The 16,028-nt window shown below is 73.9% G+C and carries 12 protein-coding genes; 5 read left to right on the plus strand and 7 right to left on the minus strand.

The window, feature by feature from the left end:
- Position 1 precedes the first annotated feature (1 nt).
- The 5 genes from GA0074704_RS11905 to GA0074704_RS11925 all read left to right on the plus strand — a co-directional run bounded on the left by GA0074704_RS11905 (position 2) and on the right by GA0074704_RS11925 (position 9,241).
- The gene (locus GA0074704_RS11905) at positions 2 to 5,326 is read left to right on the plus strand and encodes a type I polyketide synthase (RefSeq protein WP_408632009.1); all 5,325 of its coding nucleotides are present in this window, start codon (positions 2 to 4) and stop codon (positions 5,324 to 5,326) included.
- Positions 5,327 to 5,349: 23 nt separating this feature from the next.
- Positions 5,350 to 6,915 carry a long-chain-fatty-acid--CoA ligase gene (locus tag GA0074704_RS11910; protein WP_088970567.1) on the plus strand — a complete coding sequence of 522 codons (1,566 nt, stop codon included), beginning with the start codon at positions 5,350 to 5,352 and terminating at the stop codon, positions 6,913 to 6,915.
- A gap of 51 nt (positions 6,916 to 6,966) precedes the next feature.
- Positions 6,967 to 7,947, plus strand: coding sequence for an LLM class flavin-dependent oxidoreductase (locus GA0074704_RS11915; RefSeq protein ID WP_088970568.1), 981 nt, complete (start codon positions 6,967 to 6,969; stop codon positions 7,945 to 7,947).
- Positions 7,944 to 8,735 carry a thioesterase II family protein gene (locus tag GA0074704_RS11920; RefSeq protein WP_088970569.1) on the plus strand — a complete coding sequence of 264 codons (792 nt, stop codon included), beginning with the start codon at positions 7,944 to 7,946 and terminating at the stop codon, positions 8,733 to 8,735. The genes GA0074704_RS11915 and GA0074704_RS11920 overlap by 4 nt, the downstream gene beginning before the upstream one ends.
- Positions 8,736 to 8,824: 89 nt before the next feature.
- Positions 8,825 to 9,241 carry a PaaI family thioesterase gene (locus GA0074704_RS11925; protein ID WP_088970570.1) on the plus strand — a complete coding sequence of 139 codons (417 nt, stop codon included), beginning with the start codon at positions 8,825 to 8,827 and terminating at the stop codon, positions 9,239 to 9,241.
- Positions 9,242 to 9,817: 576 nt separating this feature from the next.
- On the opposite strand, the gene GA0074704_RS11930 is transcribed toward GA0074704_RS11925, so the two are convergent.
- The 7 genes from GA0074704_RS11930 to GA0074704_RS11960 all read right to left on the minus strand — a co-directional run bounded on the left by GA0074704_RS11930 (position 9,818) and on the right by GA0074704_RS11960 (position 16,003).
- Entirely contained in the window at positions 9,818 to 11,317 is a 1,500-nt protein-coding gene (locus GA0074704_RS11930; RefSeq protein WP_088973620.1) for an APC family permease, read from the minus strand.
- 42 nt (positions 11,318 to 11,359) lie between these two features.
- On the minus strand, positions 11,360 to 12,583 hold the full coding sequence (locus GA0074704_RS11935) for a beta-ketoacyl-[acyl-carrier-protein] synthase family protein (RefSeq protein ID WP_088970571.1): 1,224 nt from the start codon (positions 12,581 to 12,583) through the stop codon (positions 11,360 to 11,362).
- Positions 12,583 to 12,813 (minus strand): acyl carrier protein, encoded by a 231-nt coding sequence (locus tag GA0074704_RS11940; protein WP_088970572.1) that lies wholly within the window; start codon positions 12,811 to 12,813, stop codon positions 12,583 to 12,585. Before GA0074704_RS11940 ends, GA0074704_RS11935 begins: the two co-directional genes overlap by 1 nt.
- Positions 12,814 to 12,838: 25 nt before the next feature.
- Positions 12,839 to 13,855 (minus strand): beta-ketoacyl-ACP synthase III, encoded by a 1,017-nt coding sequence (locus GA0074704_RS11945; protein ID WP_088970573.1) that lies wholly within the window; start codon positions 13,853 to 13,855, stop codon positions 12,839 to 12,841.
- The gene (locus tag GA0074704_RS11950; RefSeq protein ID WP_088970574.1) at positions 13,852 to 14,835 is read right to left on the minus strand and encodes a ferritin family protein; all 984 of its coding nucleotides are present in this window, start codon (positions 14,833 to 14,835) and stop codon (positions 13,852 to 13,854) included. The genes GA0074704_RS11945 and GA0074704_RS11950 overlap by 4 nt, the downstream gene beginning before the upstream one ends.
- Before the next feature lie 13 nt (positions 14,836 to 14,848).
- The gene (locus GA0074704_RS11955; RefSeq protein ID WP_088970575.1) at positions 14,849 to 15,424 is read right to left on the minus strand and encodes a flavin reductase family protein; all 576 of its coding nucleotides are present in this window, start codon (positions 15,422 to 15,424) and stop codon (positions 14,849 to 14,851) included.
- 84 nt (positions 15,425 to 15,508) lie between these two features.
- Complete coding sequence (locus tag GA0074704_RS11960; RefSeq protein ID WP_088970576.1) at positions 15,509 to 16,003, minus strand: hypothetical protein; 495 nt, start codon at positions 16,001 to 16,003, stop codon at positions 15,509 to 15,511.
- Positions 16,004 to 16,028: the final 25 nt, after the last annotated feature.

Here is a 16,028-nt window from a genome sequence, read left to right on the forward strand (position 1 = left end):
GTTGGAGACCGTCGACCGCCAGCAGGAGACCATCCGAGCGTTGCTGCGGGAGAAGTACGAGCCGATCGCCATCGTCGGGATCGGCCTGCGTTTCCCCGGCGGCAGCGACACGCCGGACGAGTTCGCCGCGTTCCTCCGCGAGGGCCGCTCCGGCATCCGGCCGGTGCCCGAGGACCGGTGGGACACCGCAGGGCTCTCCACCGACGACCCGGACGCCAAGGGGCGGATCCGGATGGCCGGCGGTGGTTTCCTCGACCGGATCGACGAGTTCGACGCGCAGTTCTTCAACATCTCGCCCAAGGAGGCGCCGTACGTCGACCCGCAGCAGCGGATGCTGCTGGAGACGGCGTGGGAGGCGCTGGAGCACGCCAACATCGACCCCACCGGGCTGCGCCGCGGCAACGGCGGCGTGTACGTCGGGGCCAGCTCCATCGACTACGCGCTGGAGATGGAGGCGCTGCCGTACGAGCAGCTCTCCGGGCACCTGGCCGCCGGCATCACGCTCTTCCCGCTCTCCGGCCGGCTGTCGTACTTCCTCGGCTGGCACGGGCCCAGCATGACCGTGGACACCGCCTGCGCGTCGTCGCTGACCGCCCTGCACGTGGCGGTCGAGGGGCTGCGCCGGCAGGAGTGCGACATCGCCCTGGCCGGGGCGGTGAACGCCCTGCACCACCCGCGGGTGCCGGTCATCTTCACCCACGCCAACATGCTCGCCCCGGACGGGCAGTGCAAGACCTTCGACGACGCCGCCGACGGCTACGTACGCGCCGAGGGCTGCGGTGTGCTGGTGCTCAAGCGGTTCTCCGACGCCCGCCGCGACGGCGACCGGATCCTCGCCCTGATCCGTGGCACGGCGGTCGGTCAGGACGGCGACAGCGCCGGACTGACCGTCCCCAACGGCACCGCTCAGGAGATGGTGATGCGGGCGGCGATCACCGCCGCCGCGCTGCGCCCCGCCGACATCCAGTACGTCGAGGCGCACGGCACCGGCACCCCCCTGGGCGACCCGATCGAGCTGGGCGCGATCGCCGACGTCTTCGCCGACTCGCACACCCCGCAGGCGCCGGTGGTGGTCGGCTCGGTGAAGACCAACCTGGGCCACATGGAGCCGGTCGCCGGGATCGTCGGCGTGATCAAGACGGTGCTCCAACTGCGGGAGAGCACGATCTTCCCGCACCTGAACTTCCACACCCCGTCCGGGCGCATCCCCTGGCAGAGCTCCCCGGTCACCATCCCCACCGAGTGCCGCCCCTGGGTCGGCGAGCCGAAGCGGGGGCTGGTGAACAGCTTCGGCTTCGCCGGCACCATCTCCGCCGCCGTGATCGAGGAGGCGCCCCCGGCCGCCGTACCGCCGTCCGCTCCGGACGCCATGGCGACGGGCCCGCAGGTGCTCACCCTCTCCGCGAAGACCAGGGCCGCGCTGCGCGGCCAGGTAGAGCGCCACCGCCGTTACGCCGAGCGCCACCCCGGCCTCTGCGTGGCCGACCTCTGCCACACCGCGAACACCGGCCGGGCGCACCACCCGCTGCGGGTGGCCGGCGTGGTGCACGACCACGCCTCGCTCACCGCCCTGCTGGACAAGCAGGCCACCACCCTCGACGAGCAGGGCGCCCGCGCCGGGGACCTGCGCAAGTCGGTCTTCCTCTTCGCCGGTCAGGGCTCGCAGTACGTCGGCATGGGCGCCGCCCTCTACGACCGGTTCCCGGTGTTCCGCACCCACGTCGACGAGTGCGACGCGCTCTTCGCCGCGCACCTGGGCCGCTCGATCCGGGACATGATGCTCGGCGTCCACCCGGAGGCCGACGAGATCAACCTGACCCTCTACACCCAGCCCGCGCTGTTCACCCTCGAGTACGCCCTGGCGAAGCTCTGGCTCTCCCTCGGGGTCCGCCCCGGCGCGATGATCGGGCACAGCATCGGCGAGGTGGTGGCCGCCGCCGTCGCCGGCCTGTTCGACCTGCCCGACGCGGTGAAGCTGGTCGCCGTCCGGGCCCGGCTGATGCAGTCGGTCTCCGCCCCCGGCGGGATGGCCGCCGTCGCCGCCGCCGTCGACGAGGTGGCCCCGCTGCTCGACGGGTACCCCGACCTGTCGCTGGCGGCGGTCAACTCGCCGCAGCAGTGCGTGGTCTCCGGCGGCCGGGCGTCGCTGGACGCGGTGGTGGCCGAGCTGACCTCCCGGGGCCTGCGGGTCCGCGAGCTGGCGGTGTCGCACGCCTTCCACTCGCCGCTGATGACCGAGGTCTTCGACGAGTTCCGGGCCGCCCTGGCCGACATCGAGTTCCGCGAGCCGACCCTGACCCTGATCTCCAACCTGACCGGCGCGGTGGCCCGCCCCGCCGAACTCGCCGACCCCGACTACTGGGTACGCCACATCGGCGAGGCGGTGAACTTCCAGGCCGGCATGGAGACCATCGGCCGGCGGGGCCGGCACGTCTTCATCGAGATCGGCCCGTCGGCCGCGCTCATCTCGCTGGCCCGGCAGTGCGTCGACCCCGACCAGCACCGCTGGCTGCGCAGCCTGCACCCGGAGGACACCGACGGGCGTACGCTGCTCACCGCCGTGGCCCAGGCGTACACCGCCGGGCTGTCGCTGAACTGGGCGGGCCTGCACGAGGGGCGGGCGGCCCACCGGATCGACCTGCCCACGTACGCCTTCGACCGCAAGCGGTACTGGCTGCCGGTGGAGCAGAACCGGCACGGCCGCGGCGGTGGGCTCGGCGACGGGGTGGCGGCCCACCCGCTGCTCGGCGCCGAGGTCACCACCGACGCGCAGCGGGCGACCGGAATCCGGGAGTTCCGCGCCGTGCTCTCGGCGGCCCGGCCGGCCTTCCTCGGCGAGCACCTGGCCGGCGGGCGGGCGGTGGTGCCGCTGTCGGCGTTCCTGGAGACGCTGCTGGCCCTCGCCGACACGGTGCGCGGGCACACCGCAGGCGCGCTGCGTGACGTGCAGCTGCGCGAGCCGGTCCGGCTGCCGGAGAACGGCACCCTGGAACTGCGTACCCGGTGGAGTTCCGGCGCGGACGGCGCCGCCACGGTCGACGTGCTCACCGCGCCCGGCGGGGACGGCGACGAACGGCTGGTGCTGACCGCGGTGCTCGACGCCACCGACGCGGCCCGGCCGGCGATCGACCCGGCGGACCTGCCGACGGGGACGGCCGGGCCGGACTCGCCGACGGCGGCCGGCGACGAGCTGCACGCCCGGCTGGCCGAGGGCGGCCTGGAGCTGGGTGCGGCCTTCCGGCGGGTGGAGACGCTCGACCGGCCGGCGCCGGACCTGCTGGCCGCCGAACTGACCGGGCTGCCCGGCGGCGCGGCCGAGCACGTCGCCCCGGCGCTGCTGGAGTCGGCGCTGCACGTGGCGAACGCGCTCACCGGCGACGAGCCGGCCGGCGTACCGGTGGGGGTGGGCCGGCTGTCGGTGCACCGCAAGCCGCGGGCGCAGCGGTTGCGGGTGCTGTGCCGGCCGGCCGGCGAGCCGGACGCCGACGGTGGCTGGAGCGCCGACCTGCTGCTCGTCGACGACGACGGCCCGGTCCTCGCCGCCGAGGGGGTGCGCTTCGCGCCGCTGGCCGACTGGCTCTCCGACGCCCGGCGCGACTTCTATCACGAGCTGACCTGGCAGCCCTCCGACGACGGCCCACAGCCGGCGGGCGCCGCCCGGCACGTGCTGGTGCTCGGCGCCGACCCGGACCGGTTCACGCCGGTCGCCGACCGGCTCGACGCCGCCGGCGCCCGGCTCACCTACGCCGCCTCCGCGGCCGAGGTGGCGGCCGCGCTGCACGGCCAGGACGTCACCGACGTGGCCTGGTTCTGGCGCACCGGCGCCCCCGGTGGCCTGGACGCCGCCGGCCTGCGCGCCGAGTGCGCCGACAACTACCAGGACCTGCTGGCGCTGCTCGGCACCCTCGCCGCCGAGGGATTCGGCCGCAACCAGCGACTCTGGCTGGTCACCACCCGCGCCCAGGTGCTCCCCGGCGACGTGCCCGGCGACGGCGCCGAACTGGCCGCCGCGACCCTGTGGGGCTTCGGGCACGTGCTGCTCAACGAACACCCGACCTACCGGGTCACCCTGGTCGACCTGCCCGAGACCGCCGACGCGGCGGGCAACCTGGTCGACGAGTGGTACACCCCGGACGCGGGGAACTTCCAGGTCGCGTACCGCGCCGACGGGCGGCACGTGCGGCGGCTGCTGCCCGCACAGGTGCCGCCACCGGCCCCCGACCGGCTCGCCGAGCTGGTCGACGGTGAGCACACCTACCTGGTCACCGGCGGTCTGGGCGCGCTCGGCCTGGTCACCGCCGAGAAGCTGGTCGACCTCGGGGCCCGGCACATCGCCCTGGTCGGCCGCCGGTCGGCGCCATCGCCCGAGGTCGCCGAGCTCTACGACCGGTTGCGCGCACGCGCCGAGGTGACCGTGCACTCCGGCGACCTGGCCGAGCCGGCCGACGTGGACCGGATCGCCGCCGCGCTGCGCGCCGGCGACCACCCGGTCGGCGGCATCGTGCACGCCGCCGGTCTGCTCGACGACCGGCCGGTGGCCGGCCAGACCTGGGAGAGCATCGACGCCCTGTTCCGCTCCAAGGTGTACGGCAGCTGGCTGCTGCACGAGGCCGCGCGGGACTTCGACCAGCTGCGGTTCTTCGTCGGCTACTCCTCGGCCGCCTCGGTGGTCGGCGGGGTCAGCCAGTCCAACTACGCCGCGGCCAACGCCTACCTCGACGGGCTGATGCGCTGGCGGGCCGCCCAGGGGCTGCCCGGCCTGGCCGTCAACTGGGGGCCGTGGTCGGAGGTCGGCATGTCGGCCCGGCTCAGCGCCCCGCACGTCCGGGCGTTGGAGAACGAGGGCATCCGGTTCTTCGGACCGGCCCGGGCGCTGCGGGCGCTGACCGCGCTGCTCGCCGGCTCCGCCCCGCAGATCGCGGTCGGCGAGTGCGACTGGGAGAAGTTCGTGCCGGCCAAGCCGGTCGGCAACGCCCTCTACGAACGGCTGGTGGCGACCGAGGGACGGGCCGCCCCGACGCTGGACCTGGCGGCGCTGCTGGCGAAGCCACGCCACGAGCGGGTCACCGCCCTGGCGGACCTGGTCCGGACCCGGGTCGCTGCGGTGCTGCACCTCGACGACGTGGACGCCGTGCAGCCGCACCTGGAGTTCGTCCAGCTGGGCCTGGACTCGCTGATGGCGGTCGAGCTGAAGAACGGGCTGGAGTCGGCGGTACGCGTCCCGTTGGCCGCGTCGGTCGCCTTCGACCATCCGTCGGTCGAGCAGCTCGCCGAGTTCCTGGACCGGCAACTGGTGCCGGAGCCGGCCGTCGCCGCCGCCCCCTGACCCGTCCCACGATCGGAGCCGTCATGACCCGTACGACGATCGACACGTTGACCGCGGCGTCCGCGGCCAACGCCGCCGCCCACCCGGACGACACCGCCGTGATCTGCGAGGACCGCAGCCTCACCTTCGGGCAGCTGCACGCGGCGAGCAACCGCACCGGGCACGCCCTGCTCGCCGCCGGGCTGCGCCGGGGCGCCCGGGTGGCGTTCCTCGGCAAGGAGTCCGAGCACTACTACGACCTGGCCCTGGGCTGCGCCAAGGCGGGCCTGGTGCTGGTGCCGATCAACTGGCGGCTGACCGCCGTGGAGGTCGACCACATCGTCCGGGACTCCGGGGCGGAGCTGCTCTTCGCCGAGGGCGAGTACCTGCCGGTGGTGGAGCGGATCCGCGGCGAGCTGCCGGGGCTGCGCGGGGTCGTCCAGGTCGACTCGGCGACCGACCGGGGCGCCGGCCTGGCCGCGTGGAAGGGCGGGGCGCCCGCCGAAGACCTGGACCCGGGGACCGGGCGCGACGACCCGGTGGTGCAGCTCTACACCAGCGGCACCACGGGGCTGCCCAAGGGCGCGGTGCTGGCCCACCGCAGCTTCTTCGCCTTCCCGGAGGCGGCCGGGGAGGGCATCCGGGACTGGATCGACTGGCGGCCCGGCGACGTCAGCCTGATCGCGCTGCCCGGCTTCCACATCGCCGGCTTCGCCTGGTTCATGCACGGCTTCGTGGCCGGGGTGCCGAACGTGGTGATGCGCGCCTTCGTCGCCCAGGACGCCGTACGCCTGATCGCCCGGCACCGGGTCAGCGTCACCTACATGGCCCCGGCGATGCTGCAGATGCTGCTCGCCGAGCCGGAGGTCACCAGGGAGACGTTCCGGTCGCTGCGCAAGGTCACCTACGGCGCGGCGCCCATCTCCGAGTCGCTGCTGGAGCAGTGCCTGGAGATGATGGACTGCGACTTCGCCCAGATCTACGCCAGCACCGAGACCGGCAGCGTGGCGGTGTGCCTGCGCCCGGTCGACCACGTCAAGGGCAGCCCCCGGATGCGGTCGGCCGGGCTGGCCTGTCCCGGCGTCGAAATCAAGATCGTCGACGGAGACGGGAACGTGCTGCCGCCGAGGGAGATCGGCCAGGTCTGCCTGAGGACCGGGGCGCGGATGCTCGGCTACTGGAACCTGCCCGAGGCGACGGCGAAGACGCTGGTGGGGGAGTGGCTGCACATGGGCGATGCCGGCTACCTCGACGAGGACGGCTACCTGTTCCTCTGCGACCGGATCAACGACACCATCATCGTCGCCGCGCAGAACATCTACCCGGCCGAGGTGGAGCGGGCGCTGGGCGACCACCCGGCGGTGGCCGACGTCGCCGTGGTCGGCGTGCCGCACGAGAACTGGGGCGAGGCGGTGCACGCCTGTGTGCTGCTGCGTGAGGGCCACCAGGTGACCCCGCGCCAGCTGATGCTCTTCCTCAAGGGTCGGATCGCCGACTTCAAGATTCCGGTCGGCTACTCCTTCGTGGACGACCTGCCCCGCAACCCGTCGGGGAAGATCCTGCGCCGCACGGTCCGCGAGCGGCTGCTGGCCGTACCCGCGGCCGTCTGACCGGACACCCCTGCCGCCTCGCACCCCCGCCTCGACCAAGGACGGAACGAGATGACCAACGCACAGTCACAGCCCCGCGTCGGGGTGCTGCTACCGACCCGGGAACTGGCGATGACCGGCGAGTTCAGCGCCGCGCCCCTGCTCGACTTCGCTCAGCAGGCCGAGGAGCTGGGCTTCGACTCGCTCTGGACGGGTGACTCGCTGCTCGCCCGGCCCCGACTGGACCCGCTGGTGGTGCTCGCCGCGGTCGCCGCGGCCACCTCCCGGGTCACCATCGGCACCGCGGCGATCACCGCCGTGCTGCGCCCGCCGCTGATCGGCGCGAACATGGTGGCCAGCCTGGACCAGGTCGCCCGGGGTCGGCTCACCCTCGGCGTGGGCGCCGGTTTCCCGGTGCCGCAGACCGAGGAGGAGTTCGAGCAGCTCGGCATCCCGTTCACCGGGCGGGCCGGGCGGCTCGACGACACGGTGGCGCTGTGGCGGGCCGCCTGGGCGAGCCGCGCCGGCGGCGAGCCGGACTTCACCGGTCGGCACGCCGTCGGGCGGGGACTGGACCGGCTGCCTCCGCCGGCCACCCCGCAGGGCCCGCCGATCTGGCTGGCCAGCAGCGATACGCCCCGGGTGCTGGCCCGGGTGGCGGAACGCTACGACGGCTGGATGCCGTTCCTGCCCACCCCCGAGGCGTACGCGGCGGGCTGGCAGCGGATCGGTGAGCTGGCCGCCGAGCGGGGGCGTCCGGAGGGGGCGATCACCGGCGCCTTCTACGCCACGATCAACGTCAACCCGGACCGGCAGCGGGCGGAGGAGGAGCTGGAGGAGTACGTCCAGCACTACTACGGCCGCCCGCTGGGCTTCATGGCGCAGATCCAGGCGTACGGCAACGGCACGGCCGAGGAGTGCGCGCAGTGGCTCGCCGGCTACGTCCGGGCGGGCGCCCGGCACCTGGTGATCCGGATCGGTTCGCTGCAACCGGCCACCCAGCTCAAGGAGATCGCCGAGGTACTGGTGCCGGCGCTGCGGAGGCTGGCGTGACGGCCCCGGCGGACGCCGCCGGGCGCACCGGTGCGGGCGGGCGCTGGTTCGAGCCGACCGAGATCGACCCGGACGCCACGCTGCGGCTGTTCCTGTTCCCGCACGCCGGCAGCGGCGTCTCCATCTACCGGGACTGGGGTGGCCTGCTGCCCCCGTCGATCGCGTACCAGTGCGTCCAGTTGCCGGGCCGGCAGCAGCGTCGCGCGGAGCCGGCGTTCACCGAGATGGAGCCGCTGCTCGACGCGCTGCGCGAGACGGTCGCCGCCGAGCTGGACGAGCGCCCGTACGCCTTCTTCGGGCACTGCATGGGAGCGCAGCTGGCCTACCGGCTGGCGGCGATGCTGGTGGCCGACGGGGAACGACCGCCGGTTCTGGTGGCCGCGTCCGGCTGGGCGCCGGAGGGGTTCCGCACGCCGACCATGGAGCATGCCCGGCTGCCGGAGGCGGACCTGCGGCAGTGGATCGTGGACCTGGGCTCGCTGCCGGCCGACGTGATGCACGACGAGGAACTGCTGGCCATGGTCATCCCGACGCTCCGGGCGGACCTGGCGGTCTGCGCCACGGCGGTGGACCGGGGGGAGCAGGTGCCCTGCCCGGTGGTCTCCTACGGGGGACGTTCGGATCCGCTGATGTTCCCCGGGGCGATGGCGTCCTGGCAGGATCGCACCGTGAACTACCTCGGCAACAGCGAGTTCCCCGGTGGACACTTCTACATCGAGGAACATGCGTTGACCGTGACGTCCGACCTGGTCCGGCACCTGCAGCGGCTGGTGGCCGCGGCGAGGTGACGGACCGGACGCCGGGCACGGCGGCGGCCGCGGACAGCGGCCGCCGCCGTCGTGCGCCGGCCAGCCACCTTCACCCGAGGGAGTACGACATGACCACTTCACCGGTACGCCGCCTCGACCCGCAGGAGCTGCTGCGGTTGACCCCGTTCGCCGCGACGGTGGGCATCGAGTTCGACCGGCTCGACCCGGAGGAGGTGACCGCCCGGCTGCCCTGGGCGCCGGAACGGTGCACCGTGGGCGGGGCGCTGCACGGCGGCGCGCTGGTGACGCTGGGTGACGCCGCGGCCGGGGTGTGCGCGTTCCTGAACCTGCCCGCCGGGTCGACCGGCACCACCACGATCGAGTTGAAGACGAACTTCCTCCACGCGGTCCGCGCCGGCGTGGTGACCGCGACGGCCCGCCCGCTGCACCTGGGTCGCACGGTGGCCGTGATCCAGACGGACCTGTTCGACGACACCGCCACCCGGGTCGCCCAGGTCACCCAGACCCAGGCCATCCTGCGCTGAACCGGCGCTGATCCCGCGGCCACCAGCGCCGGCCGACCACTTCGCCGCCCGACGTCGGACCCCAGGCCGTCGGGTCTGCCGTCCCCGGGGCTGACCACCGGCTGGCTGGCCGTCCACTGCGCCGGCCGACTGACAGGCCGCAGGCCGTTGAGCTGGCCGTCCACTGCGCCGGCCGACCGACGGGCCGCAGGCCGTTGAGCTGGCCCTCCACTGCGTAGGCCGGCTGTCGAGCCCGTCAGGCCGCCCCTCCCGCGTGGGGCCGGCCGCTGCGCCGGGGCCCCGTCCGCCACGCTGGACCGTCCGCCGGGCAGGCCGCTCGTGAGCCGTGGGGCCGTCCCGCGCGCTCCTCAGGCCGGTCGGCCCCCAAGTGGAAAGTTCCGCGAGCGTGATACCTCAGAGGAATAGTGATGCCTCTGAGGTATCACGCTCGGAAAACTCATTGGCGAGACGCTGGCCACGCTCCGTAACCGGTGTCGCTCGTCGGCCTCCCACCTGAATGTGGGCGTCAACTGCACCGACTGCCGCATGACGCTGCCGACTGTCGGGCGGGGCGGGGCTGAGATGCCGAGTGTCGGGTCAGCCGACCGCGGCGACATCGGCCTCCGGGCGGGTGGGCGCCTCGCCGGGGGTGTCGTCCCCCGACAGGTTCGGCTCGACGGCGGCCAGGGCGGCGTACCGGGCCGGGCGGTTGGCGCGCATCCACCGCGCGTACCCGATGCCGGCGACCGCGAGCACCGGCAACAGCCACGGCAGGGCGTTGATGACCGGCGACGTCGACCCGGTGAGCACGGAGAAGTTCGTCACCACCAGCTCGACCGCGGCGATCAGTCCGAGGGCGCCCAGCCCGGGAGCCACCAGGGTCCGCCACCAGTGCCGGTCGGACCGACCCCGGAAGAACGCGATCACGGCCAGGGCCGCCCCGGCCTGGAGCACGATGATGCCCAGGGTGCCCAGCCCGACCATGCTGGTCGCCAGGTTCGTGTACGGGTCGAGCCCAGCCAGCGCGAAGACGGCCAGCACCACCGTGGTGAGCACCGTCTGCGTCACGCTGGCCCGGTGCGGGGAGAGGTGCCGGGCGTGCACCGCGCCCAGCCCGGTCGGCAGGACGCCCTCCCGGCCGAAGACGTAGGCGTACCGGTTGGCGGCGTTGTGCAGCGCCAGCATCGCGGCCAGCATGCTGGTGACCAGCAGGATCTGCATCACCGCGGTCAGCGCCGGGTCCACGTTGGCGTCGCTGATCGTGAAGAAGAGGTTGCCCAACTGGTCGCCGGCCACCTCGCTCACCCGCTCCGGGCCGATCGCCCCGACCGCCGCCCAACTGGTGAAGGCGTAGAAGACGGCGATCAGCCCGACCGAGGCGTACGTGGCCAGCGGGATGCTGCGTGCCGGGTTCCGGGTCTCCTCGCCGTACAGGGCGGCGGACTCGAAGCCGATGAACGAGATGAAGGCGAACATCATCGCCACCCCGACGCCGCCGCTGAGCACCACCGACGGGTCGAACGAGGCCGCCGGCAGCGCCGCCCCACCGTGGTGGGCCAGGATGCCGACGTCGAGCACGGCCAGCACGCCGATCTCGGCCACCATCAGCAGGGACAGCACCCGGGCGCTCAGGTCGATCTGCCGGTAGCCGAGCACCCCGACCACGAGTACGGCGAAGGCGGCGCACGCCTGCCAGGGCGCATCCACGCCGAGCGCCTCCAGCACCAGCTGGGCGAAGTAGCCGAACGCGCCGGCCAACCCGATCGCCACCGCGTTGTACGACACGATGGCGATCGCCCCGCCGGCCACCGCGACCGGCTTGCCCAGCCCCTGGGCCAGGTAGGTGTAGAAGCCTCCGGCGTGCACGATCCGGCGGCTCATCGCCGCGTAACCGACCGAGAAGCAGAGCAGGGTGATCCCGGCGAAGACGAACATGGCCGGTACGCCGGCGCCGTCCCCGATCGCGAAGGCGAGCGGGACGGTGCCGACCATGGCGGCCAGCGGCGCGGCCGCCGCCACCACCAGAAACACGATCTTCGAGGTGCTCAGGGTCGGCCGGAGGTTCCGTCCGTCGACCGCGGTGTGGGGGTTGGGCATGACCGTCACCAATCACTGAAAGGGGGTGTGGTGTGACGTGGCTCAGGCGGCGCGGAAAGCCAGGACGGCGTTCTGGCCGCCGAAGCCGAAGGAGTTGCTCAGTGCGAGATCGATCCGGCGGTGGGTGGGCTTGGCCGCCACGTCCAGATCGATCTCCGGGTCGAGGGTGGTCAGGTTGGCCGTCGGTGGGACCAGGCCCCGTTCGACGGCGAGCACGGTGAACACGGCCTCCACCGCGCCGGCCGCGCCGAGACAGTGGCCGGTGACGCCCTTGGTCGAGGTGACCAGCGCCCCGGTGTCGCCGAGGACCCGCCGCAGCACCCGGGCCTCGGTGACGTCGTTGAGCGGCGTGGAGGTGCCGTGGGCGTTGACGTGGTCCACGGCGTCCGGGGTGGCGTCGGCGTCGGCCAGCGCACCCCGGATCGCCAGTTCGAAACCGCGCCCCTGGGGGTCGGGGGCGGTGACGTGGTGGGCGTCGGCGGAGGCGCCGTAGCCGGCGACCAGCGCCCGCACCCGGGCGCCCCGGGCCCGGGCGTCGGCGGCCCGCTCCAGCACCAGCACACCGGCGCCCTCACCGGCGACGAAGCCGTCCCGGTCGACGTCGAACGGGCGGGACGCCCGCGCCGGGTCGTCGAGCCGACCGGAAAGGGCGCCCATCTGCGCGAAGCCGGCCATCATCAGCGGCGTGACCATGGCCTCGCTGCCGCCGGTGACGACGATGTCGCAGCGGTCCAGGGCGAGCAAGTCGCGGGCCACGCCGACGGCGCTGGTGCCCGAGGCGCAGGCGGTGGCCACCACCAGGCTGGGGCCCCGGGCGCCCAGCTCGATGGCGACCGTGCCGGCGACCATGTTGGCCAGCTGCATCGGCAGCAGCAGCGGGGACACCTGGCCCGGCGACTCGGCCAGCAGGACCCGCATCTGCTCCTCCACGGTGGCCGTGCCACCGGCGGTGTTGCCGAGCACCACGCCGACCCGCGCGCCGTCCCAGGCGCCCGGGTCGAGCCCGGCGTCGGTCACCGCCTCCCGGGCCGCGACCAGCGCGAACTGGACGAACCGGTCCAGTCGCCGGGCCCGGCGCGCGGTGAGCAGCGCGGCCGGGTCGAAGCCCGGCACCCGGCAGGAGATGGTCACCGGGTTGCCGGCCAGGACCGGGTCCGCCGCGGCGGTCGGCGCCCCGGCACACACCCGCTCCCAGCCGGCGTCGACCCCGACGCCCGCGGGGCAGACCAGGCCCAACCCGGTGACGGCGACGGCGGGGATCGGCATCAGATCCTCGCCGTCCGGCTCTCGACCAGGCGGACGATCTCGTCCAGGCGCTGCGCCTCGGCCAGCTCCACGTCGGAGACCTGCGCCCCGAGCTCCTTCTCGATGACCAGGGAGAGCTCGACGGTGTCCAGCGAGTCCAGCTCCAGGCCCTTGAGCGTGGAGTCCGGGGCGATCTCGCCCGGGTCGATCTGGAACTTGCTGGCGACGATGTCCTTCAGCTGCTCGTACACGGTGGGTCCTCTCTTCGGGGGTGGGTCAGGAAGGGATGTGTTCGGCCCCGACCTCGGGCCAGACCAGGGTGGTGGCGCCCCAGGTCGCGCCGCTGCCGAAGGCGGCCAGCAGCACCCGGTGTCCGGGGCGGAGCCGGCCGTCGGCGGCGGCGTGCGCCAGCAGCAGCGGGATCGAGGCGGCGGCGGTGTTCCCGACGTACTCGATGTTGGAGACCAGCTGGCCGGCGGTGAGGCCGAGCCGGTCGGCGACGGCCGCGGCGATCCGGGCGTTGGCCTGGTGCGGCACGAAGCGGTCCACCTCGGACAGTCGCCAGCCGGCCCGGTCCAGGGCGACCGACGCGGACGCGGTCATCCGGGTGACCGCGTGCCGGTACATGTCACCGCCCTGCATCCGGAAGTAGTGGTCCTCCGGCGCGGCGGTGCCGCCGGCGGACCGCTGCCGGGAGCCGCCCGCCGGGATCATGCCCAGCTCCACCAGGCTGCCGTCGCTGCCCAGGTCCACCGGGCCGATCGCGCCGGGCTCGCCGGGCCCGCCGGCGCGCAGCACCACCGCGCCGGCGCCGTCGCCGAAGATGGCCGCGGTGGTGCGGTCCTTCGGGTCGATGATCGTCGAGTACGCCTCCGCGCCGATCAGCAGCACCCGCCGGAAGTCCCCGGTGGCGACCAGCCCGGCCGCGCTGGCCAGGCCGTAGACGAACCCGCTGCACACCGCGGCCACGTCGTACGCGGCCACCCCGGTCAGGCCGAGCCGGGTGGCCACCTCCGGTGCGGTGGCCGGCACCAGCCGGTCCGGGGTGGCGGTGGCCAGCACCACCGCGTCCACGTCGGTCACGCCCGCCGAGGCCAGCGCCCGGGCGCCCGCCTCGGCGGCCAGGTCGGCGGTGGCCGTGCCCGGGTCGACCCGGCGGCGGGCCCGGATGCCGGTGCGCTGCCGGATCCACTCGTCGCTGGTGTCCAGGTACGCCGACAGCTCGTCGTTGGTGACCACCCGGGGCGGCAGTGCGGCGCCCACGCCGCAGATCACCGCCCGCAGGGTGGTCACTGTCCCGGCCCCATCAGGATCGGCAGCGCGTCGGCCAGGCCCATGTACTCCAGGCGGCTGACCGCCATCTCCTCGGTCCACCGGTCGGCGGTGTCGTACCGCTCGTCGGGGGTGGTGTCGAGCAGCCGCCGGCCGGGCCACACCTCGTAGTCGCCGATCAGGTCGGCGTGCTGGTGCATGCCCTCCTGGAACAGCTCCTCGCGCTGCATGACGTACTTCTTGTCGGGCAGCTCGTCCCAGAGCCGGCGTCCGTCGCGCATGATCTCCAGCAGCCGGGGCCGGTACTCGGGGTGCCGGATCAGGTGGTCGCGGATCAGCGAACTGCCCACGGTCAGGTGCCGGATCTCGTCGATCGCGGCGCCCCGGGCGATCTCGCTGGCCGCCGGGTCCAGCCGGTCCCACTTGCGTTCGCTCAGCTCCGCCGCCGGGGCCAGCACCCCCTCGATGACGATGGTGAAGATGGCGACCCCGCCGATGAAGTCGGCCTCGTCGCGGACCACCCGCAGCGAGTACTCCTCGATCGGGTCGAGCACGTCGCGCCGGTAGTCGGTGGAGACCTCGGCCAGGGTGGCGGCGAGCCGGTCGGCGGGCACCCCCAGCTCGACGAGGTGGTGGCGGAACACCTGGGCGTGCCGGGCCTCGTCGATCAGCTGGGTGGCGTAGAACTCCATCTCGGCGATGCCCGGCGCGTTGGCCACGTAGTGGGCGAGCAGCCGGGTGGCCCGGTCCTCGGCCAGCGAGCGCTGGCCCAGCTCCAGGATCAGCGCGTCGCGCAGCGGGCCCGGCTGCCGCATCGCCTCCGGGGTGGGGCAGCCCTCGACGTGGCCGGTGGCCGCGCGCCCGGCCAGGGTGCCCTGGGCGACGGCGGAGAACCAGTACGGCAGGTCGCACTGTTCGGCGGTGAGGGTGAGGCTCTTCGCCCCGTCCAGCAGTCCCGGGGCGGTGTCCCAGCCGGCCTCGGCCGGCGTCGCGTTCGTCATCGCAGTTGTCCTCTCAGGATGGCAGGGGAGCGGTCGGTGCGCCGGCCATGGCGGTGGCCGGTACGGCGGGGTGGCCGGAGCCGCGGGGCAGGCCGCGCAGGACCCCGTCGTGCAGGCGGCCGGAGAAGTGCAGCAGCGGGCTGCCCTCACCGGCGCTGCCGGCGGTCACCTCGGCCAGCAGGATCCGGTGGTCGCCGGCGGTGACGCAGTCGACCAGCGCGCAGCTGAAGCTGGCCAGCGATCCGTCGATGAGCGGTCCGCCGCCGGCCGGGTCGGGCCGCCACCGGACGCAGTCGAACTGGGCCGTCCCGGCGGGTCGTTCCGGGTCGGCGAACCAGCCGGCGACCAGCGCCTGCGCCGAGCCGAGCACGTTGACCGAGAAGCGCCGGGCGGCCAGCGCCAGGTCGGTGAAGCTGGACCGCCGGTGCAGGCAGGCGGCGACCAGCAGCGGCTCCCGGGAGACCGCGGTCAGCGAGCTGACGGTGGTGCCGTGCACCGCCTGGCCGTGCCGGACGGTGAGGACCGCGACGCCGGAGGCGATCTGGCGTACGGCGCGCCGGTGCGAAGGGGCGGGATCGTCGGTGGGCATGTCACTCCTCGTCGGCTCGCGGAACCCGGTGCCGGCGGTCGCGCTCGGAGCTGGGGCGACCGCCGGCGGGCCGGCCGTGCGGCGTCAGTGCGCCTCGGCGGGCACGGGGGCGTGCGTGGTGGCCTTCTTCGCCCGGGCCGGGTAGCCGAGCGAGCTGAGCAGCTTGTCGTACGCGGGGTGCGGGTGCGGCTCGAACGGCAGGTTGAACGGCTTGAGGAAGTTGCCGAACAGGCCCCGGTCGGCGAAGAGGTGGAACGGGATGACGATCAGTGCCCACTCCGGGCCGACGAAGAGCAGCCACAGGCCGACCACCACGCTCTGCGTGATGAGGCTGTGCATGGTGTTGTAGAGCACGTAGTAGATCTTGGGAATGTTCCCGTCCTTGCTGCGCCGGAAGGCGATCGCCCCGGGGATGTAACCGATCAGGTCGATGTAGAGGAACAGCGCCACGGCCGGCAGCCAGCGGATCTCCTGCCAGTGCCAGACGCCCAGGGTGGTGGCGACGGCGAAGCCCACCAGGTACTCGCCCCGGTGCAGCGCGAAGGTCTTCGGTGTCTCGAACGGGTTGGCGGCGTCCATGTCGGGTCCTTACGCGTCGTGGGGT

Origin of the sequence: Micromonospora siamensis (genome assembly GCF_900090305.1) — a bacterium.
Taxonomy (GTDB): domain Bacteria; phylum Actinomycetota; class Actinomycetes; order Mycobacteriales; family Micromonosporaceae; genus Micromonospora; species Micromonospora siamensis.